The 25,948-nt window shown below is 67.8% G+C and carries 21 protein-coding genes; 6 read left to right on the top strand and 15 right to left on the bottom strand.

The annotated features are described in order from the left end of the window. Window positions 1–2: 2 nt before the first annotated feature. The 4 genes from AAC691_RS19820 to AAC691_RS19805 all read left to right on the top strand — a co-directional run bounded on the left by AAC691_RS19820 (window position 3) and on the right by AAC691_RS19805 (window position 3,984). Window positions 3–1,466 (top strand): mannose-1-phosphate guanylyltransferase/mannose-6-phosphate isomerase, encoded by a 1,464-nt coding sequence (locus AAC691_RS19820; RefSeq protein ID WP_323990300.1) that lies wholly within the window; start codon window positions 3–5, stop codon window positions 1,464–1,466. Window positions 1,467–1,567: 101 nt separating this feature from the next. After that, a complete protein-coding gene (gene galE, locus AAC691_RS19815) occupies window positions 1,568–2,611 on the top strand; it encodes a UDP-glucose 4-epimerase GalE (RefSeq protein ID WP_342628207.1) in 1,044 nt (347 codons plus the stop codon). Window positions 2,612–2,748: 137 nt separating this feature from the next. Further along, window positions 2,749–2,940 (top strand): hypothetical protein, encoded by a 192-nt coding sequence (locus tag AAC691_RS19810; RefSeq protein WP_342628206.1) that lies wholly within the window; start codon window positions 2,749–2,751, stop codon window positions 2,938–2,940. 78 nt (window positions 2,941–3,018) lie between these two features. Then, on the top strand, window positions 3,019–3,984 hold the full coding sequence (locus tag AAC691_RS19805) for a crotonase/enoyl-CoA hydratase family protein (protein WP_176640953.1): 966 nt from the start codon (window positions 3,019–3,021) through the stop codon (window positions 3,982–3,984). A 109-nt stretch (window positions 3,985–4,093) separates the two neighbouring features. On the opposite strand, the gene AAC691_RS19800 is transcribed toward AAC691_RS19805, so the two are convergent. The 7 genes from AAC691_RS19800 to AAC691_RS19770 form a co-directional block, all read right to left on the bottom strand. Continuing rightward, a complete protein-coding gene (locus AAC691_RS19800) occupies window positions 4,094–6,673 on the bottom strand; it encodes an ATP-binding protein (RefSeq protein WP_342628205.1) in 2,580 nt (859 codons plus the stop codon). Between the two features lie 301 nt (window positions 6,674–6,974). After that, window positions 6,975–9,113, bottom strand: coding sequence for an EAL domain-containing protein (locus AAC691_RS19795; RefSeq protein WP_342628204.1), 2,139 nt, complete (start codon window positions 9,111–9,113; stop codon window positions 6,975–6,977). A 356-nt stretch (window positions 9,114–9,469) separates the two neighbouring features. Next, window positions 9,470–10,396 carry a glyoxylate/hydroxypyruvate reductase A gene (locus tag AAC691_RS19790; protein WP_342628203.1) on the bottom strand — a complete coding sequence of 309 codons (927 nt, stop codon included), beginning with the start codon at window positions 10,394–10,396 and terminating at the stop codon, window positions 9,470–9,472. A gap of 123 nt (window positions 10,397–10,519) precedes the next feature. Next, window positions 10,520–11,728, bottom strand: a complete 1,209-nt coding sequence (dinB, locus tag AAC691_RS19785) for a DNA polymerase IV (protein WP_408906023.1) — start codon at window positions 11,726–11,728, stop codon at window positions 10,520–10,522. An 89-nt stretch (window positions 11,729–11,817) separates the two neighbouring features. Beyond that, complete coding sequence (locus tag AAC691_RS19780; RefSeq protein ID WP_281362898.1) at window positions 11,818–11,943, bottom strand: hypothetical protein; 126 nt, start codon at window positions 11,941–11,943, stop codon at window positions 11,818–11,820. Window positions 11,944–11,997: 54 nt separating this feature from the next. Further along, entirely contained in the window at window positions 11,998–13,026 is a 1,029-nt protein-coding gene (locus AAC691_RS19775) for an alpha/beta hydrolase (RefSeq protein WP_342628202.1), read from the bottom strand. 84 nt (window positions 13,027–13,110) lie between these two features. Continuing rightward, window positions 13,111–13,794, bottom strand: coding sequence for a LexA family transcriptional regulator (locus AAC691_RS19770; RefSeq protein WP_342628201.1), 684 nt, complete (start codon window positions 13,792–13,794; stop codon window positions 13,111–13,113). A gap of 349 nt (window positions 13,795–14,143) precedes the next feature. Here AAC691_RS19770 and AAC691_RS19765 point away from each other — a divergent pair, with 349 nt between their 5' ends. Then, window positions 14,144–14,428 (top strand): helix-turn-helix domain-containing protein, encoded by a 285-nt coding sequence (locus tag AAC691_RS19765; protein ID WP_176640337.1) that lies wholly within the window; start codon window positions 14,144–14,146, stop codon window positions 14,426–14,428. Window positions 14,429–14,774: 346 nt separating this feature from the next. Beyond that, window positions 14,775–17,687: a diguanylate cyclase gene (locus tag AAC691_RS19760; protein WP_342628200.1), complete on the top strand. Its 2,913-nt coding sequence runs from the start codon at window positions 14,775–14,777 to the stop codon at window positions 17,685–17,687. 51 nt (window positions 17,688–17,738) lie between these two features. Here AAC691_RS19760 and AAC691_RS19755 read toward each other — a convergent pair whose 3' ends face one another. The 8 genes from AAC691_RS19755 to AAC691_RS19720 all read right to left on the bottom strand — a co-directional run bounded on the left by AAC691_RS19755 (window position 17,739) and on the right by AAC691_RS19720 (window position 25,737). After that, window positions 17,739–18,794, bottom strand: coding sequence for a hypothetical protein (locus tag AAC691_RS19755; protein ID WP_342628199.1), 1,056 nt, complete (start codon window positions 18,792–18,794; stop codon window positions 17,739–17,741). A gap of 77 nt (window positions 18,795–18,871) precedes the next feature. Continuing rightward, window positions 18,872–19,957 (bottom strand): retroviral-like aspartic protease family protein, encoded by a 1,086-nt coding sequence (locus tag AAC691_RS19750; RefSeq protein WP_342628198.1) that lies wholly within the window; start codon window positions 19,955–19,957, stop codon window positions 18,872–18,874. A 30-nt stretch (window positions 19,958–19,987) separates the two neighbouring features. Continuing rightward, window positions 19,988–20,938, bottom strand: coding sequence for a cyclase family protein (locus AAC691_RS19745; protein ID WP_342628197.1), 951 nt, complete (start codon window positions 20,936–20,938; stop codon window positions 19,988–19,990). 29 nt (window positions 20,939–20,967) lie between these two features. After that, window positions 20,968–21,906 (bottom strand): aminoglycoside phosphotransferase family protein, encoded by a 939-nt coding sequence (locus AAC691_RS19740; RefSeq protein ID WP_342628196.1) that lies wholly within the window; start codon window positions 21,904–21,906, stop codon window positions 20,968–20,970. 13 nt (window positions 21,907–21,919) lie between these two features. Beyond that, window positions 21,920–23,179 carry an ectonucleotide pyrophosphatase/phosphodiesterase gene (locus tag AAC691_RS19735; RefSeq protein ID WP_342628195.1) on the bottom strand — a complete coding sequence of 420 codons (1,260 nt, stop codon included), beginning with the start codon at window positions 23,177–23,179 and terminating at the stop codon, window positions 21,920–21,922. Window positions 23,180–23,220: 41 nt separating this feature from the next. After that, entirely contained in the window at window positions 23,221–24,738 is a 1,518-nt protein-coding gene (locus AAC691_RS19730; protein WP_342628194.1) for an oligopeptide:H+ symporter, read from the bottom strand. Window positions 24,739–24,892: 154 nt separating this feature from the next. Continuing rightward, window positions 24,893–25,231, bottom strand: a complete 339-nt coding sequence (locus AAC691_RS19725; protein ID WP_342628193.1) for an antibiotic biosynthesis monooxygenase — start codon at window positions 25,229–25,231, stop codon at window positions 24,893–24,895. 47 nt (window positions 25,232–25,278) lie between these two features. Then, window positions 25,279–25,737 carry a GNAT family N-acetyltransferase gene (locus tag AAC691_RS19720; RefSeq protein WP_342628192.1) on the bottom strand — a complete coding sequence of 153 codons (459 nt, stop codon included), beginning with the start codon at window positions 25,735–25,737 and terminating at the stop codon, window positions 25,279–25,281. Window positions 25,738–25,948: the final 211 nt, after the last annotated feature.

Genomic DNA, 25,948 nt, shown 5'->3' with positions numbered 1-25,948 from the left:
CCATGTCCGACACCGTCTTCCCGATGATCGGCACGAAATCCGCCAGCACGACCCGCATCGTGCCCGTCATCCTGTCGGGGGGGTCGGGCAGCCGGCTGTGGCCGGTGTCGCGCGCCAGCTATCCCAAGCAGCTCTGGTCGCTGGTGGGCGAGAAGACGATGCTGCAGGAGACGGCCCTGCGCGGCGTCGGCGAGAATTTCGACGCCCCGATCGTCGTGTGCAACAACGAGCATCGCTTCCTGATCGCCGAGCAGTTGCGCGAAGCCGGCATCGAGAACGCGCGGATCATCCTGGAACCGGTCGGGCGCAATTCCGCCCCCGCGATCGCCGCCGCCGCCCTGCTGGCGGCCGAGACCGATCCGGACGCGGTGCTGTGGATCATGGCGGCCGATGCCGTCATCACCCGTCCGGATACGCTGGAACATTTGCTGCCCGTCGCCGCCACCGCCGCGCAGCGCGGCCGCATCGTGGTGTTCGGCATGCATCCGACCCGGCCGGAGACCGGATACGGCTATATCGAGGCCGGCAAGCCGCTCTCGAAGCTGCCGGAGGCGAGCGAGGTCGCCTGCTTTATCGAGAAGCCGGACGCGGCGACCGCTTCCGAGCTGATCGCGTCTGGAAAATATATGTGGAATTCGGGCATGTTCGTCTTTTCCGCCCGCACCCTGCTGAAGGAGATGGAGACCTATGCCCCGGCGGTGCTGGGCCCGGTGCGCCAGGCGGTGGAGCAGCGGACGAGCGACCTGATGTTCCAGCGCCTGGATGCGGCGTCGTTCCGCGCGGCGCCCGACATTTCGTTCGATTACGCGGTCATGGAACATACCGACCAGGCCGCGGTGATCGCGGGCGATTTCGGATGGACCGACATCGGAAGCTGGGATGCCCTGTGGGATATCACCAAGAAGGATGACGGCGGCAATGTCAGCCAGGGCAACGTGTTCCTGGAATCCGTGGCCGGCAGCTATGTTCGCTCGGACGAGATCCTGACGGCCGTGGTCGGCGTCGAGAACGTGGTGGTGGTGGCGACCCGCGATGCGGTGCTGGTCACGCAGCAAAGCCGCGCGCAGGACGTCAAGAAGATGGTCACGCGGCTGCAGGCCGCCGGGCGCAGGGAAGCCGAGAGCCATAATCGCTGCTATCGGCCCTGGGGCTTCTATGAAAGCCTGATCCAGGATGCGCGCTTCCAGGTGAAGCGCATCGTGGTGACGCCGGGCGAGAAGCTGTCGCTGCAGAAGCATTATCATCGCGCCGAGCATTGGATCGTGGTCAGCGGCGTGGCGCTGGTGACCCGCAATGCGGAACAGATCACCGTCCATGAGAACGAAAGCATCTATCTGCCGCAGGAATGCACGCACCGGCTGGAAAATCCGGGAAAGATTCCGCTGGTCCTGATCGAGATCCAGACCGGGTCCTATCTGGGCGAGGATGACATCATCCGCATCGAGGACACTTATAACCGCAACTGACGCATGGCCGCCCGGATGTCCGTCCGGGCGGTCCTTTCATCCACCTCGAACGATCCATGGACGTGGCGGCAGGCCACGACATGTTTCGAAAGGAACGAGCCATGGCGGGACGATCGCGATTTCTGGTGACCGGCGGTGCGGGATATGTCGGCAGCCATGTGGTGGCGGCATTATGTGACGCCGGACATGATGTCGTGGTCTTCGACAATCTGCGGACCGGCCATCGGGAATCCGTCCCCGAGGGGGTGCGGTTCATCGAGGGCGACCTGGCGGATCGCGCGCTGGTGGATGCGGTCCTGGCGGACGGGCCATGGGACGGCGTCCTGCATTTCGCGGCGCTGTCCCTGGTCGGCGAAAGCATGCAGCATCCGTTTTTATATATGGAAGCCAATGCGGGGCTGGGCTTTGCTCTGGTCGATGCCTGCATCCGGCACGGCGTGAAGCGTTTCGTGTTTTCCTCGACCGCCGCCCTGTTCGGGCAGACCGAGGATGCGCTGATTACCGAGGATACGCCGATCGTACCCGGTTCCCCCTATGGCGAGAGCAAGCACATGGTCGAGCGCGCCCTGCTGTGGGCGGACCGTATCCACGGATTGCGCAGTGCCTGCCTGCGTTACTTCAACGCCGCCGGCGCCGATCCGGGCGGACGGATCGGCGAGGACCATCGCCCGGAAACCCACCTGATTCCGCTGGTGATCGACGCCGCCCTTGGGCGGCGCGGGGCACTGCACCTGTTCGGCGACGACTACCCCACGCCGGACGGCACCTGCATCCGCGACTATATCCATGTCAGCGATCTGGCGCAGGCCCATCTGGCGGCGCTGGACGTGATTCGCGACCGCAGCGTGGTCTATAATGTCGGCACCGGAACGGGCCATTCCAACATGGAGGTGATCCGCAGCGTCGAGCGCGTCACCGGCCGCCAGGTGCCGTGGCTGCCGGCCCCCCGCCGTCCCGGCGATCCCGCGCGGCTGGTCGCCGACGCGGCGCGGTTGCGGGCCGAGACATCCTGGATTCCGCGCTTCGTGACGCTGGACGAAATCGTCGAGACGGCCTATCGCTGGCGCCTGGCCCATCCGGATGGTTATCGCACCGGCACCGGCGCATCCCGCACCCCCATCATGGCGGAGACGGTCCGCGCCTGACCACGCCGCGCGTTGCGCGCGGGATGGCGTGTCGGTTGACGGGCCGGGCGCTTTTCCGAAATCCGGCGAACATGGCGCAGGATTTTAAGAAATAATTTAAAAATCAACTGTACCGTCCGTCGCCGGAGATGTTCTGCATGACCGGCAATCTATTGAAAATATGTATTTCCGTTCCATCGGCCACCCGCGGGGTGGCCGAGGCGCGATGTGATGCGCCGAAATTCTCCGGCATGGCCGGCCGTGTCTTCCGGGCAACCTATCAGGATTGTTCGTCATGCACGGGCAAGGCATGCTTCATCATCAATGACGACACACGGCCTGGCAGCTAGGCTTTCGCCGGCCGAGGCGGTCCGACGGCACATCGGGTGCATTGCAGCGTCCGTCCGGCATCCTGTCAGGAGAAGATCATGTCGTCGAAATCCAGCATCCAGGCCGTCTCGTCCATTGCCACCGCGCTGAACCCCACCCTGATGTCCGGGCGTCCGCTGCACGGCCTGCGCAGCGTACCCGAGCCCACCACGATCGAAAGCCTGCCGAACGTCGAGGTTTCGTTCGATCCGGCGGGGCGGACCCTGTGGACCTTCATGCGGCCGGATGGCCGGCCCAGCTTCTCGCCGCCGCTGCTGCGCGACCTGCGGACGATCCAGCACCGGATCCATGCGGTGGCGGACGCAACGGGCGGAAGCCTGCCGTTCCGTTATGTCGTGGTGGGATCGCGGGTGCCGGGGATCTTCAACCTGGGCGGCGACCTGGCGCTGTTCGCCGAGAAGATCATGCAGAAGGACCGCGAAGGGCTGCGCCGCTATGCCCATGGCTGCGTGGACGTGGTCTTCGCCAACGCCGACGGCTATGGGCATTTCGTCACCAGCGTGGCCCTGGTGCAGGGGGACGCGCTGGGCGGCGGTTTCGAGGCCGCGCTGTCGTGCAATATCATCGTGGCCGAGAAACATGCCAAGTTCGGCCTGCCGGAAATCCTGTTCAACCTGTTCCCGGGCATGGGGGCCTATACGCTGCTGACACGGCGCATCGGCGCGCGCATGGCCGAAAAGATGATCCTGAGCGGCCAGACCTACAGCGCCGCCGATCTGCATGACATGGGGATCATCGACGTACTGGCCGAGCCGGGCGACGGCGAGGCGACCGTCCGCGAGCACCTGGCGCGCCTGGACCGGCGCTACAACGCGCACGAGGCGATCCTGCGGACCAGGCAACTGGTCAACCCGGTCAGCCATCAGGAACTGCGCGACGTCACCGATATCTGGGTGGACGCCGCCATGCGCCTGACGGAGAGCGACCTGCGCAAGATGCTGCGGCTGGTCAATGCCCAGAACCGCCGCATCCAGTCCGACGAGCCGGCCAGCGCCGCCGGTTGAACGGCGGCCGGTCACTGGCGGCCGGTCATCTGGCGGCCGGTCATCTGGCGGGCGAACCGCGACGCAGGCCGATCATGCGCCGCGGTCTGCCCGCCAGTGGGGCCGGTCCTTATGGAGCGATGCCGTCCTGGGGCGACAGGATCGTGTAGGGGAACAGGGCCTCGTGCACCTTGTCCATTTCCTGCCGGATGGCGAGAAGATGGGCATGGGCCGCACCGGCCCCCCGATTGAAGTCGAAGCCCCGCCATTCCTGGCAGAGCGATGTCAGCCGTTCGGCCCCGACATTCGCCGCGGCGCTGCGCAATGAATGGGCCTCGTCCAACAGCACGGTCCATTTGCCCGCCGCCAGCGCATCCGCCATCCGGTCGATGATGGCCGCCGCGTCGGTCAGGAAATCGCCGATGAGGTCGGCGCGGAATTGGGTGCCGCCCAATGCCTGCAGGTCCTGCACCATCTTGCGGTTCAGCGTGACGGCCGGGAACGGGACGACGACGGCCCGCTCCACCAGCGGCGGCGGCGGGGCGAGCGGTTCCGGACGCGCGGGGCGTTGCCCGGCCGAAGCGGGAACGAGCGCATCGATCGTCTGCAGCAGGGCCTCGATTTCAATCGGTTTCAGCAGGAATCCGTTCATTCCGGCCTCGCGGCACCGGGCCTGGGTTTCCTGCGTGCCGTCCGCCGTCAGCGCCACGATCGGCAGGCTGGCGCCGGCGCCGACCTCGGAGAAGCGATAGAGCTTGGTCGCCTCGATCCCGTTCATGACGGGCATGTTGAGGTCCATCAGCACCAGGTCGAACGATTCCGCCTCCAGACGTTCCAGCGCTTCCTCGCCATTCGCGGCGGCGCGCCAGCGATGGCCGACCCGGGAGAGGGTCTTGCACAGGACCTTCTGGTTGACGATGTTGTCTTCGACGACCAGGATCGACAGCGAACGGGCCGCGACGAGCCCCTCGCTCAGCGGCGTGGCGGGTTCGGACGGGTCGGGGCGTTCGGGCATCAGGGCTGCGGCCAGGCCGAGGACGGTCGTGATCGCGCCGTCATCCGCGTCGGGTGGCAGGATCGAGAGGAAATTGCGCCGCGTGGCCTCGTCCGGCAGGCCGTCGGCGGCCGCCGGGCCGAGCAGGATCGCGGGCGGCCGCGCAGCCGCGGTGCCGGCATCGCCCGTCCCCGCATCCGTCCCCGCATCCGTCTCGGCGCCGTCGGCCAGCAGGATCGCCCGCGTTTCGGAACGGCCCAGCAGCGCCGCCGCCGCGTCGGGGGACGGCACGACCGTGACATGCGCGCCCAGCCGCCCGATCCGCGCGAGGAGGTCCGCGTAGCGCGCGGCGTTGCGCGTCAGCAGGACCAGGCCGGGCCACGCCGCCGGCGCCGATGTGGGAGAGGCCGATGCGGGGGATGCCGATGGGGGGGATGCCGACGCGGGAGGCACCGATGCCGGGGCAGCCTCCTGCAGCCGGATCGTGAACCAGAAGGTGCTGCCCTGCCCCTCCAGGCTGCGCAGTCCCATCTCGCCGCCCATGAGGTCGACCAGCCGGCGGCAGATGGCCAGGCCCAGCCCGGTACCGCCGAAACGGTCGATCACGGAATCATCCGCCTGGGTGAAGGTTTCGAAGACGCGCTGCTGCGCGGCTTCGGGGATGCCGATCCCGCTGTCCGAGACCTCGAACCGCAGGCCGACGCCGCCGCCGGGCAGCGCGGCGCCATCCACCGCGATCACGACATGGCCCCGTTCGGTGAATTTAACGGCGTTGCCCGCCAGGTTGAGCAGGATGTCACGCACGTGCCGGTCGTCGCCGACCAGCCATGACGGGGTGCGGGCGGTGACATGGATGCAGATCTGCAGCCGCTTGTCGTGCGCGGCGACCCCCACGATGCGCCGGACCTCGTTCAATACCGACAGCAGCGCGAAAGGCCGGGCGCGCACGGGCATGCGGCCATCCTCGATCCGCGAGAAATCCAGCAGATCCTCGATCATGCCCAGCAGCGAGGTGCCCGCCGCGCGGATGGTGCGGACCATGTCGCGCTGCTCGGTATCCAGCGCGGATTCGCCGAGCAGGCGGCCCATCCCGATGACGGCGTTCAGCGGCGTGCGCAGTTCGTGGCTGACGCTGGCCAGGAACAATGTCTTGGCCCGGCTGGCTTCCTCGGCCCGTCTGCGGGTATCGGACAGAAAGCGGATCAGCGACGCGGAATAGAGCGGGATGATCAGCAAGCCGATCACCAGGCCCGCGAAGAGATAGCCGGTATCGCGCCAGACCGGCAGGTCGTGGACTGCAAGGACAAAGCCGCTGGCGCCGAGCACGGCCGCCGCGGCGATGTAGGTCAGGCCGAAACGGAAGCCGTAGCCCAGGATCACCCAAAGATAGATCGGATAGAGCGGGATGCCGTCGATGCGGCCCTGGTGCATGCCCAGCGACAGGAAGCCGAGGTCCCAGCCGAGTTGCAGGATCCGGCGCGCCTGCGACGGGCGCGGCCATAGCAGCAGGGCGACGGCGATCGCGATCGCCCCCAGCAGGAACGTGCCGCAGATGGCCGACAACCCGCACAGGCGCCCGAGCGTGATCGCGCCGTACAGATAGATCCCGAGCAGATAGATCTGCACGATGCAGGCGATGACCAGCCGGTTCAGGACGATCTGGTGTTCGCCGTCCCCGCCTTGCCGCATTCGCGCCAGGATTTTACGCACCCCCATGGGTCATGACTCTCTCGGGCCCAGAGCAGATCGCGATATGGCGGGTTCGCCCGGTCGCGTGAAGATGCTCCATAAAACACACTCGCGGCGTCCGATGACGGGCACCGGACGAAATCGGCCGGTGACGGTGGAAGGGGACCGGCACCCATCCCGTATCCTGCCCGGCCAACATGGCCGCTTGATGGCCGCAGTCGGTACGGGCGGCGGCGCGAAAACGCAAGACGCCGAGGCCGGACGAACACCCCGTGTCTCGCGAATTTCAGCGTCCGGATTTCAAGGTCATGGCGGATACACGCTTAATCTAGGCGTTCCCGCCGGGTTCGGCCGGAGCGGTGACCCGGCCCGCGAGCGTCAGTACCCCGGCCTCGACGAGGGTGCGGAAGCGCGCGGGGGGCAGCGGATGTCCGAAATAAAAACCCTGTGCTTCCTGGCAATTCTGGTCTTCGAGCCAGCGAAGCTGGTCCTCCCTTTCGATTCCCTCGGCGATCACCTGGATACCGAGATTTTCACCCAGGCCGATGATCGCCTTGACGATCGCCCGGCTGCCCGAGGACGAAGCCAGGTCCTGGATGAAGACCGAATCGATCTTCAACCGTCGGATCGGCAGCTTGGTCAGATAGGCCAGCGAGGCATAGCCGGTGCCGAAATCGTCGATGGCGACCGAGACCCCCAGCATCTGCAATGCCCGCAACTGCCGCCCTGCGGAATCGGGGTTTTCGATCAGTGCGGTCTCGGTCAGTTCCAGTTCCAGGAAATTGGGGTCCAGGCCGGTTTCGGTCGTGGCGTCCACCACGAGCTGGTGCACGTCGTGCTGGCGGAACAGGACGCCCGACAGATTGACCGCCATGCGGACATGAATGCCGTCATGCCGCCATTGCGCCGCCTGGCGGCAGGCCTCGCGCAGGGACCATACCGTCATGGGAACGATCAGCCCCGTCTCCTCGGCCAGCGGAAGGAAGCGGCCCGGATAGACCAGTTCGCCGCCGGGACGCACCCAGCGGATCAGCGCCTCGACCCCCGACACGGCCCCGGTGGCGAGGTCGATCTCGGGCTGGTAGTGCAGGACGAACTCGCCCTTGTCGATGGCCCGGCGCAGCGCCTGCTCCATCTCGGTCGCCGCGGAGAAGACCTGTTCCATCCCCTGGTCGAAAAAGGCGTAGCGGCAGCGTCCCTCGTTCTTGGCGCGGTACATCGCCAGGTCCGCGCGCTTGAGCAGGGTCTCGAAGGTCGCGTCGGGTTCGGGATACAAGGTGACGCCCACGCTGGCGCCGACGCTCATGGAGCGGTCCCCCAGCATGAAGGGGCGCGAGAAGATGCCGACGATCCGCTCGGCCAGCTCGGCCGCGTCGGCGGCGTCGGCGATGTCGTGGACGATGGAAAATTCGTCGCCGCCCAGCCGCGCGATGACCGCGGCATGGGGCAGGACGGTACGCAGCCGGACCGCCACCTTGCGCAACAGCAGGTCGCCGACCGTGTGGCCCTGCGTGTCGTTGACGCCCTTGAAGCGGTCCAGGTCGAGCAGCAGGAACGCGAAGGGGCGGCCGTTCGGGCCCCGCTGGGCCATCAGCGCCTGCATCTCGGATTCCAGCTTGGAGCGGCTGGGCAGACCGGTGAGCTGGTCGTAATAGGCCAAGTGGTGCAGTTCCCACTCGGCCTTCTTGCGGTCGGTGATATCCAGCGACGTGGTCAGCACGTAGCGCATGCCGCTGGCCTCGTCATAAAGCGGGATCTTGGAGGTCAGCAGGATCCGTTCCATCCCGTAACGGTCGGAAATACTTTCCTCGTAGCGCGACGTGGGCAGGCCGCTTTCCAGCACCTGCCGGTCGCGGGTGACCGAGGCCGCGTTGTTGCGCCCCTGGCGAGGCCCCAGGACGCGGGCGTGGAACTTGTTGACGAACAGATAATTCCCGTCGGCGTCGGTCGCGCTGATCATCGCCGGCACGGTGTCGATCACCTGCAGCAGCCGGTCGCGGCTGCCGCGCAGGATCTCGGCCCGCGCGAGGCGCGTGGTTTCCAGTTCCTGCTCCAACTGCACGGCGCGCGAACGGGCGCGCTTCTGATGCCAGCTAAGCTGCAGCAAGTTGCGCGCCCGGGTCAGGAATTCGGTATGGTCGACCGGGCTGAGCAGGAAGTCGGTCGCACCGGCATCCAGCGCGTTGATGCGGTAATCGCGGTCCTCATATGCAGTGACCACGACCACCGGGACGTCATAGCCCCAGTCGAGATTGCGGATGCGCGCAGTAAAGGCCGCCCCATCCATCAGCGGCATCTTGTAGTCGGTGATGATCAGGTCGGGCACGTTGTCGTCCCCGAACCAGTCCAGGGCCTCGAGCGGCGTGGAGAAGACTTCGACCTGGATGTCCGTGCCCAGCGTCATGGCCAGCCGCGCGAAGATCGTCCGGTTGGTTGAACGGTCGTCAACGATGGCTATGAGTCGCATTCAGGCCTCGGGGCAACAGGGAGGCGGAGCCGGGCTGCTCCGCCGGTTTTTGCTTTGGCAGTTGCGCCACGCCGTCGCCGGCATATTGCGGTATTCAGTGGCACGGTCCCGATTTGATGCCGGCACCCCAGGATATCCAGCCGTCTGCTGCCTTTATGCGTAGCGTTATAGCATGGAACATGACAAGGCGCGGATCGCCATTTTTTCTTCCATGCCCGAAGGATGCGCGCCCTTCGCGCATCGCGGCTTCCGACATGCGAGACCGTGCCGGCACATCTATTAAAGATTAAAAATTAGTCAATACTTTGAAGTCCGCTCGATATCATGAAAGACGGGCAAGTAACGCGGCAGGAATTTCAATAGCCGCGCCCGCGATCGACCAGGCCCGACGGGCATTCGCCCCGGCGCAGGCGGTCGAGATTCTCGACGATCTGCCGGGCGGCGCTGGCCGGCACGGTGTCGCTGGCGATGTGCGGCGTCAGCGTGATGCCCGGATGGGTCCAGAACGGATGGCTTTCGGGCAGCGGCTCCTGGCCGGCGACGTCGAGGATCGCGTGCGAGAGCTGCCCATCGGCCAGGGCCGCCAGCAAATCGTCCTCGTGCACATGGCCGCCGCGGCCGCAATTGACCAGCGCGGCCCCGCGCGGCAGCGCCGCGAAGGCGGGCGCCGAAAGCAGGAAGCGCGTATCGTCGGTCAGCGGCAGCAGGCAGATCAGGATATCGGTCCTGGCCAGGAACGGCGCCAGCGCGTCCCGGCCCGCGAAGCAGGTGACGCCGTCGAGCGCGTGCGGGCTGCGGCTCCATCCCGCACAGGGAAAGCCGAACAGGTGCAGGCGGTGCAGCAGCGCACGGCCGAGCACACCCAGCCCCAGCACCCCGACCCGGCGGTCGGCGGCCAGGCATGGCGGCAGGCCCTTCCATCGGTGCGCCGCCTGCGCCCGACGATAGGCCGGCATCTGCCGATGCAGGTCCAGCGTCGCCCAGACCCCGTATTCCACCATCATGTCGGTCAGGGCCGGGTCGACGATGCGGACCAGGGGCATCGTGTCGGGCAGGCCCAGGGCAAGAAACTGATCGACCCCCGCCCCTTCGGAGAAGACCACCTGGAGATTGGGATAGAGGGCGAGCAGGTCCGGCGGCGGCTGCCAGGTCAGCAGGGCCGTGATATCGGCCGGGTCGCCGCATTCGGGCCAGATCCGGACGTCCAGGCCGGGCGCCGCCTTGGCGAAGGCGAGGCGCCAGGCTTCCGCGCGCGCGGGAGCGGTTCTGACGAGAAGCGACATGGGCGTTCGATCCTGCTGTTTCCGATGCGGAATGACGACGCGGCGGAATGGCGGCGTCGTGCCAGCTTATGGGCATGAGACCGCGTGAGGGCAAGACCGCTGAAAGGCTTGTGGAGCAGCCTTTCAGCCCCGGTCCAGGGTCGGATCCAGGGACGGGTCCAGGGACGGGTCCAGGGCCAGGACGAGTTGCGCGCCGGGGCGCGCTTCCGCCGCATCGAGGTTGGACAGCGTGACGCCCAGCAGGCGGATCCCCTGTTCGAGCGGCCCCTGTTTGAGCGGCCCCTGCTTGAGCGGGAAGAACGGACGCAGCAGGTCCTGCGCCACCCGGGACAGGGCGGCCTGGGCGGCGACCGGGCCGGGCAGCGAGTGCGCGCGCCCAGTCTGCTTGAAATCGGCATAGCGGAGTTTCAGGGTGACGGTGCGGCCGGACAATCCACGCCGGGCGCACGCCTGCCAGACCCGGGCGGACAGATCGTCCAAGGCCGCGGCGGCCTGCGGCCAGTCCCGGATGTCGCGGTCGAATGTCCGTTCGGCCCCCAGCGATTTGCGGGGCCGGTCGGGTTCGACCGGACGGTCGTCCCGTCCGCGCGCGATGCCGTGATAGAAGGCCGCGGCCTTGCCGAAATGCCGGGCCAGGCCGGCCATGTCCCAGGCGCGGAGGTCCAGTCCGGTACGGATGCCCAGCGCGTGCATGCGTGCCGCCGTGGCCGGGCCGATGCCGTGGAAGCGCTCGACCGGCAGCGCCTCGACGAAGCGCGGTCCCATGCGGGGGGTAATCACGTACAGCCCGTCCGGCTTGCGATGGTCGGATGCCAGCTTGGCCAGGAATTTGTTGTAGGACACGCCGGCCGAGGCGGTCAGGCCGGTTTCGGCCCGGATGGCGGCGCGGATGTCCTGGGCGATGGCGGTGGCCGAGGGGCGGGCGACCAGCGGCACGGTGACGTCCAGATAGGCCTCGTCCAGCGAGAGGGGCTGAATCAGTGCGGTATAGCGCGCGAAGATGGCGTGGATCTGCGCCGAGACAGCGCGATAGACGTCGAAGCGCGGCGGCACGAACACCAGGTCGGGGCAGCGGCGCAGGGCGGTGACCGACGGCATGGCCGAGCGCACGCCGAAGCGCCTGGCCTCATAGCTGGCGGCGGCGACGACGCCGCGCTGCCGGCTGCCGCCGACCGCGACCGGGCGGCCGCGCAGGGTGGGATCGTCACGCTGTTCGACCGACGCATAGAACGCATCCATGTCGATATGGATGATGCGCCGGACCGGAAGCGGAGCCTGGATCGGGACCGGACCGAAATCCTGTCGCGACAGGCCGTGATATTCCAGGGCCATGACAGTCCACGCCCCTGATATTCCAGGCCCCTGCCCGAGGCCCGCGCCATGGGGACCCGTCCCGGGGAGAGGCCCCGGGACGGAACGGATCAGGCCTTGGCCTTGCAGCAGGCCTTCTTCTTGAAGAAGCAGATCAGCGCCACCACCAGGCCCAGCGCCACGATGCCCTTCACGCACGGCGACTTCACGGGGCATTTGACGGGACAATCAGCCATTTTTCGATTCCTTACAGCACGATCTGACCGGCCGGAGCGCCGGATGGCCCTATTCTACCCGCCTGAATCCGGCTGGCTACCCCGCGCCGGGGCGGCGACTCCGGCGCAGGGCGCCGGACCGGCCCCGGGCGCCGGGTCCAGGCCCATCAGGTCATGCAGCGCGTCGCGCGTGGCGCGGCAGACCGCGGCGGCGGCGTGCGAGCGCAGCGGAGAGACGATGACGTGGCTGTCGGCGCCGGGGAAATCCACCTTGCGCCTGGCCTGGGGCGGCGTGCCGAGCTGGTCGAACATGGCCAGCATCGCGGCGACCGAAACCGTCGGGTCCTGATGGGCCGGGTCGCGATCATAATAGCCCAGGAACACCGGCGCGGTGACGCGCCGGAAGGTCGCCCGGGTCATCTGCCCGCGCGTCAGTTCGGCCAGCGCGACATAGCCGTCCAGATGGACGTCGCCCGTCCAGATCGGGCCCATGGCGGGTTCGTGCGTCACGGCGTGGCCGTGATTATGCACCAGCCACATCAAGGGCACGCCCCAGGGCCGGAACAGCGGGTCCAACCGATCGTCGCGTTCGCGCACCAGGGGCGACCACAGCACCAGCCCCGCGACCGCCCGCGGATGCTGGGCCGCCAGCGCCAGCGCCAGCGCGCCCCCGGTGGAGGTGCCGATCAGGACCACGCGATCGCCGATCGCCCGGCCGATGGCCAGCGCCGCGGCCGCCCCTTGCATCAGGCCGGCCGCCGACAGGCCGCGCATCGCATCGGGCGCGCGCAGCCCGTGGCCCGGCAGGCGGGCGAGATAGAGATTGCAGCCGAAGGCGCGGGCCAGGTCGGCATGAACGGGCGCGCCTTCGCCCTGGCTGGCGGTGAAGCCGTGCAGATAGACCATGGCGCAGGCCGTGCGCGCCGGATGGGCCGGATCGGCCCAGACGATCCGGGCCCGCGTATCGGGGCGCAACGGGCCGGCGGCCCGTTCGCGGTCGGCGATCCAGGCATCCAGCGCCGCCGGGTCCTGCGGCACCGGCGGCAGGGAGACCTGTCCCCGCCAGGGATGCGCGCGCGGACCGAGCAGCAGGAGCGCCACCACGCAGCCGGCGCCGCAAGCCCACCGGAACGCCCGCCGGTGCCTTTGGACCGATCGGAGGATCATCCGGAGGCCTGCCATCGCCGCTCAGACATTCAGATGGAAGCGGCCGATGACGCGGCCGATCAGGCGAAGCTGGGCGCTGTCGTCATCGGCCGACCAGGTCATGCGCCGGATCGGGACGTCGAAGGACGCGTATCGCGGGTTGTCGCTGACGACGCTGAGGGTTTCCGGGTCCTTGATCGACAGGCGCTTGACCATCAGCAGGCCTTGAACCGCAACGACATAGACCGACTGGACGAACGGGGCGGGCGTGTAATTGACCAGAAGCGTATCCCCGGCATCGATCGAGGGCTGCATGCTGTCCCCCTGGATGCGGACGAAGAATAAATTCCTGCTCCACGCGCCCAGCACGTTGCCGATGAAATGCCTTGAAACCGTATAGGTCCTGCCGTCTTCCCAATCGTTCGGCTGCATTCCGGCGCCGGGGGACGGTTCTGCATCAAAGTACTTGACCTGGATCGTCTCGCGGTCGCCGAATTGAGGATGGAACATCAAATCCGGCGCGAACGCGGGCACGTCCTGCAAGCTGGCCGTCCGCCCCGGACGCTGACGGAACGCATCGGACATCGGCGTTTCGGCGCCTACCGCCAGCCATTCGAGCGGCACGCCGCATGCTCTTGCAAGAGCGATCATGGCGCTGGCCTTCATGTCGCGGCCGGCGATGTAGTTGTTGAGCGTGCCAACCGCCATCTGGGCGCGAATTGCCACTTGGGAATTCCCGCCGGCGGCCTGAACGGCGGCGCGCAATCTTTCGGCCCGCCGTTTTACGTCGCTGCCGGCGTCGTCGGGGCCGAATCCGGCCATATTGGCAGCGTTGCCGTATGGAATCTCTAAATTCTTAGACATTTCAACGGATAACCACCGATCAGGGATTAATTACAGAAATTTTAAGATCGGACTTTTCATTTGGAGTTGCCATACAGAAACTCACACAGCATCCTCTGAGATGTGGATCAGGCGCCAACATCTGATCTCGGGTTGAAAATAAAGGCCGGTTGGCGCCGGCCCGGCTCGCACAAGGGGACGCAGTATGGCATGAAAGCCATGCGTTAGGCCAATGCATGTCGAGGATATAAAAGCCGAACTAAGGAAACGGTATGGCAGTTTGGCGAGCATCTCTCGCCAATTGGGGTTGAATCCCAACGCAATCAGCGCGGCGATCCACCGGCCCGGAAATTCCATCCGCACCGAACGGCGCATTGCCGAACTGATCGGCAAGACGCCGCACCAGGTGTTTCCCGACCGTTTCCATGCCGATGGCACGCCGATCCCGCGCGCCGTCATCCGGACGCCCATCAGCCGCGTTCCGGACCGTCTCCGCGCAAACGGGGCGATGGCGTGAGCGATCCGCCGCGCACGATACGCGCGCAATAAGGGCATCGGTACGCGCAGGCCGACCAGGTTCCTTGCCCAGGTTCTGCGTCCAAGGTTCTGCACCCCAGGTTCTGCACGATGACTATTGACCCGGACGGCACGATCGGGGGTAATGCGGCCGTTTCATTTCAGTAAACCTTTTTCAACGCACTCTCGGACCGTTTTGCACAACGAAGGCATGGCCCGGCGGCCGGCCTGCCACCGGACCCGGCGAAGAGAGTCCACCCGCCGCCAGCGGACCGGTCGCGAACGTTCCACGGGAGGACAGAGTGACACCCTCTTTACGGGCGTCTGCCGGACGCAGGGCGGCTGACGTGTCGTTTCTTCTAAAGAATAAATATTTCCAACCACTTGCGATCGTATTCGGCTGCTTGCTGGCGCTGTCCGCCGCGAGACCGGCGCGGAGCCAGACGATCGCCGCGACGCGCTACGGCATGGCCGCCGGGCTGACGAACACCGCGGTGCTGAGTGCCCTGCAATTGCCGAACGGCGAAATGCTGGTGGGCACCCAGCACGGGTTCTTCGCATTCGACGGCCGGCAGTTCCTGCCCCTGGGGCCCGAACAGGGGCTGCCGGTCGGCGGCATGGCGCAGGCCGCCGTCATGACCACGGGGGGCGACCTGGTCCTGGTCCTGCTGGACCGGATTTATGTCGCCCATGCCGTCACGGAGGACATGCCCGTGCTGGGCCTGCATTTCGTCCCGGTGGCGGCACACGCGGCGCTGAGCCGCGACGAATTCCGCAAGATCGCGCCCTGGCGGGGCGGCCTGGTCATGACCGACCGCGACCGGCTGCTGTTCCTGCATCGGGTCGGGGGCGAAGACAGGATCGACACGCTGGAAAGCGCGCTGGGGCTGGCTGAAGGCACCCTGACGGACGTCTCGGCCCTGCATGCCGAGCGGGACCGGTTATGGCTGGGCACGGGCGGCGGCCGGCTGTGCGTGCTGGCGGGGCGGAGCCTGCATTGTCTGCCGGTCCCTGCCCTGGCGCCGCCTCGCAGGGTGGACGCCATCGCCGAGGACGGGCGGGGCGTATTGTATGCTCGCACCCTGCGCAGCCTGATCACGGCCGACCCGGCGCGCGGCACGCTGCGGGTCGAGCCGGTCCCGCATATCGGCACGCAATATGAGAACTACCAGCGTTTTCTGACCATCGCCTGGACGCCGGACGGCAGGTTGATGACCCAGGCCGATGACGGCGAACTGGCGATCCGTACCGACGACGGCTGGACGATGCGGATGCTGGACGGGGAGCCGATCGCGGCGCCGCTGAGCGTGGTGCTGTTCGACCGTCAGCGCAATCTGTGGATCGGCGTGCCGGGGATCGGGATGATCCTGACCCGGGGGTTCGGCGTGTTCGAGAATTTCGACCGGCGGAACGGGCTGTCCGGCGCCATCATCTGGCAGATGCTGCGCCGGCCGGGCGGGCTGCTCTGGATCACGTCCGACAGCGGGATCGATGCGCTGGACACGGCGGCGCGGCGCGTCGTGCGCGCGATCCCGCAGGCGGCGTTCCTGATCGCCGCCGACGATCGGGGCCGCCTGTGGCATGACGGGCCGGATTATCTGGCCCGCATGGATCCGGCGACGGGCCTGCAGCAGAATTACGACATGCGCCGCATCAACAAGATCCTGCCGGGGCGGGAGCATGATATGTGGATCCTGTCCGACACGGGGGCGTGGCGGGTCGATACGGCGCGCGCGGATACGACCCCTGTCCCGGTGCCGGGGATGGGCGGGGCCTATGCGTCCGGCCTGATCGACCGGGACGGCGCGCTGTGGCTGATCGAAGGGCGCAGGCTGCTGGTCCGGCGGCGCAACGGCATCGTGACGGTGGCGCGGGCCGGCTGGCCGAAGGCGGATTTCATCCCCAACCTGCTGGCGGCGCAGGACGCGCATACGCTGTGGGTAACCGGCCAGGGCGGGCTGTATCGCGCGACGCATGACGGCGACCGGATCACGGCATTGACCGCCTTCGGCCCGTCGGAGATCGGAACCGACATGACCTATGCCGTGCTGGTCGACCATCGGGGCTGGGTGTGGATCGGGTCGGACCATGGGCTGGCGCTGTTCGACGGCGCGCACTGGACCCGCGTGACCGCGGCGGACGGGCTGATCGCCGACGATCTGGACCAGGACAGCCTGATCGAGGACACGGACGGCACGATCTGGGTCGGGACCAGCAGGGGGCTGTCGCATATCCTGCGGCCCGAGCAGTTGCGGCGCGCCGAGACGCTGCGGCCGGTGATCAGCCGGATGACCCTGGGCGACGTCCCCTATGACGGCCGCGCGGTCGCCTTCAGCCGCGCGCCGTTCCGTGTGACCTTCGGCGCGCTGGATTATCGTGACGAGGGCCGGATCCGCTTCCGCTACAGGCTTGAGGGGGTGGATGAAGGCTGGAACGAGGCGACCGAGGACACCGTGCGCTATCCGAGCCTGCCGCCGGGCACGCATCGTTTCCTGCTGCAGGCCTATGATCCCGGACGCGACCAGGAGCCGGCGATCGTCGCGGTTTCGCTGGGCATGGGGCGCCCCTGGTGGCAGAGCCCGGAGGTGCGGATCGGCGAAATCATGGCCTGCGGGCTGGCGGGTTATGGGCTGTGGCGCATCCGGGTCGGATTGCTGATCAAGCAGCGGCGCAAACTGCGCGAGACCGTCGAACGCCAGACGGCCGAGATCCGCGCGGCCCATGAGGCGCTGGTCCGCCAGTCGCGGCTGGACAGCCTGACGGGCCTGCTGAACCGGGGCGCCATCCAGGCGCATCTGCAGGCCTGCCTGCAGGCGGACGCCCCCGGCGCCGATCTGGCGATCGGGCTCGCGATCGGACTGGCCGATGTCGACCATTTCAAGGCGATCAACGACCAGATGGGGCATCTGGCCGGCGACGAGGTGCTGACCGAGATCGGGCGCAGGCTGCGCCTGGGCCGGCGCCACGGCGAAGAGGTCGGCCGGTACGGCGGCGAGGAGTTCCTGATCGTGCTGCAGGGCGACGGAGACAAGGCGGCCCGCATGGAGGACATCCGGCGGTCGCTGTCGCGCGCGGTCGCGCTGTCGTCGGGGCGCACGCGCCGTGTGACGGTCAGCGCCGGGCTGGCCGAGGCGCGCCCGGGCGAGACCTGGCAGGCGCTGATCGGCCGCGCCGACGCCGCGCTGTACCGGGCCAAGAAGGCAGGGCGGAACCGGATGGAAACAGAGCTTGAACCGGAGCCGGCCGATCAGAGCAATTGATTATTTTATGGAATCACGTGATCTGCACTGATTTTTTCATATCCACGTGGATCAGGCCGAGGCGGCCCGAGGCCGCGCGAGGGAGCGTCGCGCCAGCGACGCCAGGATCACCGCCATCAGCACCAATCCGAAATAGCCGATGGCCGGATAGACGCGGTTGACCAGCGCGACGAAGCCAAGCTGGCTCATCCCCCAGGCGCCGAGCGCGATGCCGGCCGCCGCCGCCATGCGCGGCAGGCCGAATGACTGCAGCCGCACGGCGAGCGTGTAGGTCATGCCCACCGCCGAGCAATAGAGTTTCAGCAGGATGACCGGCAGCAGGGCGGCGCCGAACAAAGGCGACATCCTGCCGGCCAGGCGCAGCGTGGGCACGGCGCTGCCATGCACCAGGGCGTCCTGGCTGTGCAGCACGAAGGCCAGCCCGAGCAGCAGCGCGCCGAACACCGCCCCGCCCGCCAGACCGCCCAGCCGCGCCGTGCGGAGATGCGCGACCTGGCCGCCGACGACGAGCAGCACCGGCGCCGCCCCCGCGACGTTGAACGACACGTAGAGGACGGCGCTGGCCAGCCAGTTGGCGGCCGCGCGCGGCGGCGGGGGCAGCGGCGGGGCGGTCGGCGGGGCCGGATGGGCCAGCGCGAAGGCGAGCATGGCCGTGACCATGAGCATGACCAGCGGCGTCATGATCCCGACCAGGTCGACGATGCGCCTGGCGTTGCAGACCATGGCAAGCCAGGCCAGCGCCGCCATGATCGCCGAACCCGCGGCCGCGGGCAGGCCGAATTGCTGCTGGATCGACGCGCCGCCGCCCGCGACCATGACGGTGATCATGCAGAACAGGCAGACGCACAGCACGAGATCGAGCGCCGGGGCCGCCCGCCGGCCGAACAGGCGGGTCATCGCCTGCTGGTGGGTGTGGATCTGCAACTGGCAGCCGATGGCGTACAATTCCAGCACCAGCACGGCGAACAGCGCGCCCGAGACCAGGCACCCCAGCAGCCCCGGCCGCCCGAAGGCGGAAAAGAACTGGATGACTTCCTGCCCCGAGGCGAATCCGCCGCCGACCATCAGGCCGATAAAGACCGCCCCCAATCGCAGCACGTCCTTCATGCGGAACCCTTCCCTGCGGCATGCCGGCCCATCCCGGCCGGTCCGTTACGGTATCCGACCGGAATGACGGACGCCAGTCAGCGCGACGCGGTCGAAACCGGGGGCAGCGCGGACAACGTGGCCGGAACCGGGGTGCCAGGAACCGGGGTGCCAGGAACCGGGTTGGCCGGCGGCAGCCGGCGCAGCCTGATCTGGAAGGTCGGGTCGCCGTCGGGCGCATGCAGCCGCTGGATATAGACCCGCTGGGTCCGGTAACTGATCCAGACCCGGTTATGGCGCAGGAAGTCCGCGCCGAGCAGCGCGTGGTCGATCTCCATCGGCGCGACCGCGATCCACGGCTTGTAATAGATCGCGTGTCCGACCTGCAGGCTGTCGAAACGGTGCAGATGGGCTTCGAACCGGTTGTCGTCGACCCCGTGCATATGGCCGTGCGGGTCCTGCGACAGGCGGGCGCGGTCCACGCCGGCATGGCGCGCATCGCCGGGCAGGATCACCGTATGGCCCGCGCCGCTGTCCAACTGGGCGGAGACGCGATGCCCGTTGAGCAGGACGTCGATCATGATCGCGGAGTCGCCCTCGATCTCGATCGGCGCCATGTCGGTGGGGCCGCTCCAGGTCGGGGTGGGGGAATCGCAGCCGGAGACGGTGTACAGATCGAGCTGGTGGGCGGGCAGGTCGAAGACCGGTTCGGTGGCCGCGAGGAAATTGCCGCCGAACAGGCCGACCACCGGCAGCCCGCCTATATGGCCGGGAAAATGTCCGGCCACCGCGAAGAGCGTATCGCGCGCCGTGCCCGAGCCGAGCCCGAGCCGGTCGACCGTGACCACATTGCCGACGGTCTGCCCGCCCACGCCCTGGATGGGAACGAACTGGCCGGTATAGGGCAGGCGCAACGCCTCGGCGGCCTCGGGCGACACGATGCTGAAGGCAGCCCCCGTATCGATCAGGAAGGCGACGGGCGTGCCGTTGATCGTCGCGCGGACGATAGGCTGGCCGACATCGTTCATGACCTTGAGATCGCCCAGGGTGGAGACGACGCAGCGCCGCGGGCCGGACGAACAGGCCCCCTGGACCAGACCCAGGACCAGGCATGTCAGCAGGCAGGCCAGCCGGCCGGCCAACGCGCGATCCGTGAGGCGGAAATTCTTGCGTTCATGATTCATGCCGGCTCTGCGTTCCTCGTCCTCTTTTGCCTATCGCACGCGCATGCCCGCCCTGGCGTCCCAATGGAGCGGGCGGTCGGATCGAGACAGCGGCGCCTCGGCCACCTGGCCGATCGCGACGCCGTGGGGCCAGTCATGCGGGCAGATCGCGACATAGCGCGCATAGCCGCCGGTGCCGCCCTGGAATTTCGGATAGCCGATGGCGACCAGACAGCCGGTCGGGCCGACCTGGTCGAGATTGGCCAGCCCTTCGGCCTGGGCGTAGCCGTGATGCATCAGCCAGTGCTCGCCTTCCAGGGTCGGCGTGTCGTCGGTGTCCAGCGGTTCATGCCCATGGAACAGGATGTGCCGCCGCAGATGCAGGAATTGCAGGGCGGCCAGCGACACGCCCGGGAAGCGGTCCTGCCGCGCCAGGGCGGGGTCGGGCCAGCCCTTCGACCAGTCGGAGCGGACGAACACCACCGAACCGGCGGGGATACGGCCGTGCCGGGCCTCGAAGGCCGTGATGTCGGCGACCTGCAACTGATAGCCCGGATCGCGCGCCACCTTGTCCTGCATCGGGATCACCACCAGCGGGCGCAGGGTATAGGTGGGCGGCAATTCGTCGATCGACGGATATTCGGGTGCCCAATGGGCGGGCGGGTCGAGTTGCGTGCCCAACTGGTCGGTGGGCAGGACATAGCGGCTGGCCTCGAATCCCGACTCCGCATAGGTGAAGACCTGCCCCTTCCGTGCGAAGGGCGGCACGGCGGTCGCGGCTTCGGCCCGCCCGAAGACCGGCGGCGCGAAACCGGCCCAGACGGGCATGGCGGGCGTGATCACATGGGTCAGGTCGATATATTTCGCGCCGCGCAGCGCGCTGTCATAGACCGCCCACAGCCCGTCCGCCGCGCGGGCGGATATGGGGAGCGACGCGGGCGCGCCGAGCGCGAGCAGCACGGCCAGGGCCGCCGATCTTTTGAAGAATCCGGCATACGCCATGATGTTTCTCCTTTTCATTCCCCCGTTGCTCACTCACCGCACGATGCGCCGTTCAGGCTGGCCTGAAAGGCGTGGAGCAGGCTCGCGCGCGACCCCGGGCCGGAGGGCAGCATATTGCCGTTGAAGAGCTGGCCGTGTTCGCCCATCAGGTCCATCAGGAACACGCTGACATACAGGCCGAACAAGTCGTCGTCCGGCCAGCCGGCCCGGGCACGCCATGCCGACACATAAGAAAGCGGCCCGCCATAGGCACGCATGACCGCGCAGGTCAGTGCCGCCGGATAGCGCGGGTCGCCGAAACAGAGATCATCGACATCGACGATGCCCGAAAACATGCCGCCGGGCGCGACCAGCACGTTGCGGGTCGTGGTATCATGCAGAAAAGGGGTTGCCGGCACGGTGTCTATCCGCGCCCGGGCAGCCAGGATACGGTCACGCAGTTGCAGGGGCAGGGCGGGATCGAACAAGCCCGCGGCCACGATGCGCCGCCGCGCACGATCGACATTGTCCAGCAGCACGTTGGACCAGGCGGTATGCGGGGCCAGTTCGGGCCGGGCGGCATAGCCGTAGCGGCCAGCCGACGGCAGGCGCGCGACGATGGCCTGGGCGTCGGCCACGTGGGCGGCGACCGTGGCAAGCCGAGCCGGGGACAAGGTGGCCATGACCGCGCCCAGATCCGTACCGGGCAGGCGTTCCAGCAGCAGCCAGGGCGGCGTAGCCGTTACGTCATGCGCCAGGATACGAGGTAACGGGACGCCAAGCGGCCGCAGGGTTTCGGACAAAAGCAGCGCGTCGCTCAGGACCGGCTGTGCCGCATCACGGCCGATGCGGGCGACGAGCGGCGGGTGATCGGGAAACGTGACCTCATACACATAATGGCACATGCCGGTGGTGAAGCGTCGTGCGCCAGCGGGCACGTGCCCGGTGAGGCGTGCCGCGATCCGCAGGGCCAGGTCCCGATGCGGCATGGGCCAGCGCGTCCTATTGTCGCAGCGCCGGGCGGAACGGCGCGACCGTGCCGTCGGAGGGCAGCGGGGGGAGGCCCAGCAAGGTCATGACCAGCGGATAGACATCGACATTGTCGAAGGCGCCGATGACCCGGCCGGGGACGAAGGCCGGGCCGGCGGCCAGGAAGGTGGCGTTCATCTCCGGCGCCATGGCATCATAGCCGTGATCGCCGCCGACCGTGCGGGGCGGATGGGCGGCCGATGCTGCGATCATCCAGCCGACATCGGCCACGCAGATGAAGGCCGGCACGCGCGGATTATGTCCGTAATGGAACCGTTCCGGCAGGTCCTGGCGGCGCGTGCAGGCCATGTGGTCGTGATGCGCCAGCAGCGCGGCCGCCAATCGCGCCGCCTGCCCGGGGGTGGCCCTCGGGGCGACCCCTGGGGCGGCATCGACGCCGGCATAGGCGCCGCCCGTGACGAAGCGGAACGTGCCGGCCGGGGCGATCCGGTCCAGGTAGACGATCCGCTGCATGCTGGTGGCGGCCATGCCGTGGTCGGACACGACGATGATGTCGGCGTCGATATGGCGGGCCCGCAGCCCCGCCACCAGCCGGCCGATCGCCTGGTCGATCAGCGCGGCGGCGGCCGTGGTCTGCGGCGCGTCGGGGCCGAATTCATGCCCGGCATGATCGACCCGGTTGAAATACAGGGTGGCGAAACGCGGGCGCCGCGCCGGCGGACGGTCGAACCACGACAGAAGACGATCCACCCGGTCGTCCGGCGGCATGGCGCCGTCGAAGGGCAGCCAGTCCGCGGGACGGACGCCGTGGATCGGGGCCTCGGACCCCGGCCAGAACAGGGTGGCGCTGCGCAGCCCGTGCCGTTCGGCGGTGACCCAGACCGGTTCGGCCTGGTCCCACCAGCGCCGGTCGGTAACGGCGGCGCGGTTGCCGAGGCTGAAGCGCATGCCGGGCATGGCGGGGTCGTACATCGTGTTGCCGACGATGCCGCTGCGGTCCGGCCGCAGGCCCGTGACCAGCGTGTAATGGTTGGGGAAGGTGATCGACGGGAAGGACGGGTGCATGGCCACGGCGCGCACGCCCGACGCGGCCAGCGCGTTCAGGTTGGGCGTCACCCCCCGATCCAGATAGTCGGGCCGGAATCCGTCGATCGACACCAGGATGACCGGGGGCGGGCCGCCGGTTTCAGACCCCCCGGTTTCGGGCACCGACGCGCAGGCGGCACCCCCCAGCGGCAGGAGCAGGGCAAGAAGACGAAGCAGCCGCGGCATCAGGCAGGATTCTCCGGCGACCGGCCGCGCTGCCGCGGGGGTCAGGGCTGGGTGGATGTCGTCACCAAGCTATGCTGGCGATCCCATTGACGGGCAAGGGGGAGAAGCAGGACGAACAGCACGGTGCATCCCGCCGCGGCCATCGCCAGGTCGAGGAACAGGTCGGCATAGGCCCCCGCCCCTCCGGCCTGCGCCGCCACCGTTCCCGAACCGATGGCCGCCAGATTGGCGACCATGCTGCCGAGATACATCGCCACCCCGACTGCGAGGTAATAGGCGCCCATCATGAAGGCGCCGATGGACCGGGGCACGTAGCGGGCGATGACCGCCAGGCCCAGGCCGCTGATCAGCAATTCGCCCACCGACAGCGCGCCATAGGCCCAGATCATCACCCAGGGCGTGACCCGCCCTGCCCCGCCCGCCAGCGCCCCCAGCCACCAGATGACGAAGGCCAGCGTGACCAGGGCGAAGCCGATGGCGAATTTCTGCGCCAGCGACAGGTCGCGCCCGGCCAGGGCCATGCGTCGGTACAGCCACGCCAGCAGCGGGCTGGCCAGCATGATCCAGATCGGATTCAGCGCCTGGAACTGCCCGGCGGACAGGCTGAACAGGGTCATGCCGCCCAGCCGGACCTGGCCATGGACGCCGCGCAGCGCGAACAGGGTCAGCGACGTGATCATCTGCTGGTAGAAGATGAAATAGACCATGCCCTGGAGCGAGAGCATGTAGGCCATGCGCAGGCCCGGCCGCTGGACGGGCGCGGCGCGGCAATAGATCGCGGTCCAGCATCCCAGGACCAGCAGGCCGGCGACGAACACGCAGGCGCGGGCCAGCGCGGCATGGGCCAGCACCATGCTGAGCGCGCCGATGACCGCCAGCATGGCCGCGAAGACCGCAACGGCGCGCCCGGCCGGCAGGGCGGCGAAATCCGGCGCGGTGCCGACATGGGCCAGCCGGCCACGGCGGACCGCATAGAAACACAGCCCCACGAACAGGCCGGCGGAACAGGCCGAGAACGCGAAGGCCGGACCGAAGCGCTCCTGCAGCCAGGGGGTCAGCAGCATCGAGAAGGTCGAGCCGACATTGACCGCCATGTAGTAGAGGGTGAAGGCGGCATCCAGTTCGACATCGTCGCCGTCATAGATGCGGCGCACCAGATTGGCGGCGTTGGGTTTGAAAAACCCGTTTCCGGTGGCGATCAGGCCCATGGCCAGGGTGAAGAACTGCCCGTGCACGGTGGCCAGCGCCAGCACGGCATAGCCGAATGCCAGCGTGGTGGCGCCGGTCAGCATGGCGCGGCGCGAGCCCAGGACGCGATCGCCCAGCCAGCCACCGACGGCCGGCAGCGCAAAGGTCATGGCGGCGAAGGCGCCCCAGGTCATGTTGGCGCGGGCGTCGGCGAAGCCCAGATGCTGCACCATGAACAGCAGCAGCACCGCCTGCATGCCGTAATAGCCGAAGCGTTCCCATAATTCGATGGCGACGACGACGCTGAAAGACGCGGCACGGGAGGGAAGCGCCAACGCGGCACCCGGAGGCGTTGATGAAGAAGAATTCATGAAATTCCCGAATAGAAGCGCGAACGTTGGGCGAAACACCTATCAGACCGGCAGCAAAAGCGACAACGCGGGCAGGCGTCATTCTGCGCCGAGCGCAGGAATAACGCACAATATGTCTAAATCATTTCGAAAATTCTATGATTCTGTCGCGAATTCAGCCGGCGGCGAAATCATAATCGCGCTCGACCCGGCAGATCCGGGTCTTGTAGGCCGCGTACCAGCGCTGCCGCCCCAGGCGCTGCGCCATCTGGTGGGCGGCGTCCGTCTTCCAGGCGGCGATGTCCTCCAGGCTGCGCCAATAGGAGACGGTGATGCCCGGCGCGCCCGGTCCCGCGCCCTCGCGCACCGATTCGACGCCCAGAAAGCCGGGCTGGCGGGCCGCCGTTTCGGCCATCGCGCGCGCCATGTCGCCATAGCCGGCATCGTCCCGGCCGAGCAGGGAGGTGAAAACGACCGCGTAATACGGAGGCTGAGGCGTGGGGGCGATGGACATCGGGCGGTTCCTGCTGCCGGGGCGTGTGGTGTCGGGAGGCGGGACATTCAAGGGGCGGGATCGGCGACCGGACGCCGCTTGCGCATCGCGCGGTGCGGGATGCCGGCATCGGGGAATTCCTCGCCATACGCCACGTAGCCCAGCGATTCATAGAAAGGCAGAGCCTGGGTCTGAGCGTCCAGCATAAAACAGGCCACGCCGCGGCAGGCGGGCAGATCCTTGATCGCGCGCATCAGGCGGCGGCCGAGCCCCCGGCCGCGCCAGGCGGCGTCGATCGCCACGCGGCCGATCTTGGCGGTCATGCCGCCATCCTTGAACAGGACCCGCGCGGTGCCCACCGGCCGGCCGCCGGCCAGGACCAGCACATGCAGCGCCGTGTCGTCGTCGGAATCATATTCCAGTTCGGGCGGGACATGCTGTTCGTCGATGAACACGGCGGCGCGGACGGCGAAGCAGGAGTCGCGGTCCTGCGCGGTTTCGACGGTCCGGACGGTGATGGAGCACATGGGACGAGCCTGAACGGAGGATGGTTTCGGGACAGAAGAATCAGGATTCCAATGGCCTGCGGATCTCCGAAATTCGCCTGCGGATTCCGGAGCCGTGACACTAGCGCGCGCGTTCCAGATCCGGAATAAGCGGAACGTCATTTTGACATAAGGGGGATATGTTGGAATACAAACATACGAACGCTCGTCTACATTTCTTCCCATAAAAACC

The sequence above is a fragment of the Nguyenibacter vanlangensis genome, from assembly GCF_038719015.1.
Lineage (GTDB): Bacteria > Pseudomonadota > Alphaproteobacteria > Acetobacterales > Acetobacteraceae > Gluconacetobacter > Gluconacetobacter vanlangensis.
The sequence above is the reverse complement of the archived record's forward strand: the minus strand, read 5'-3'. Positions and strand labels throughout refer to the sequence as shown.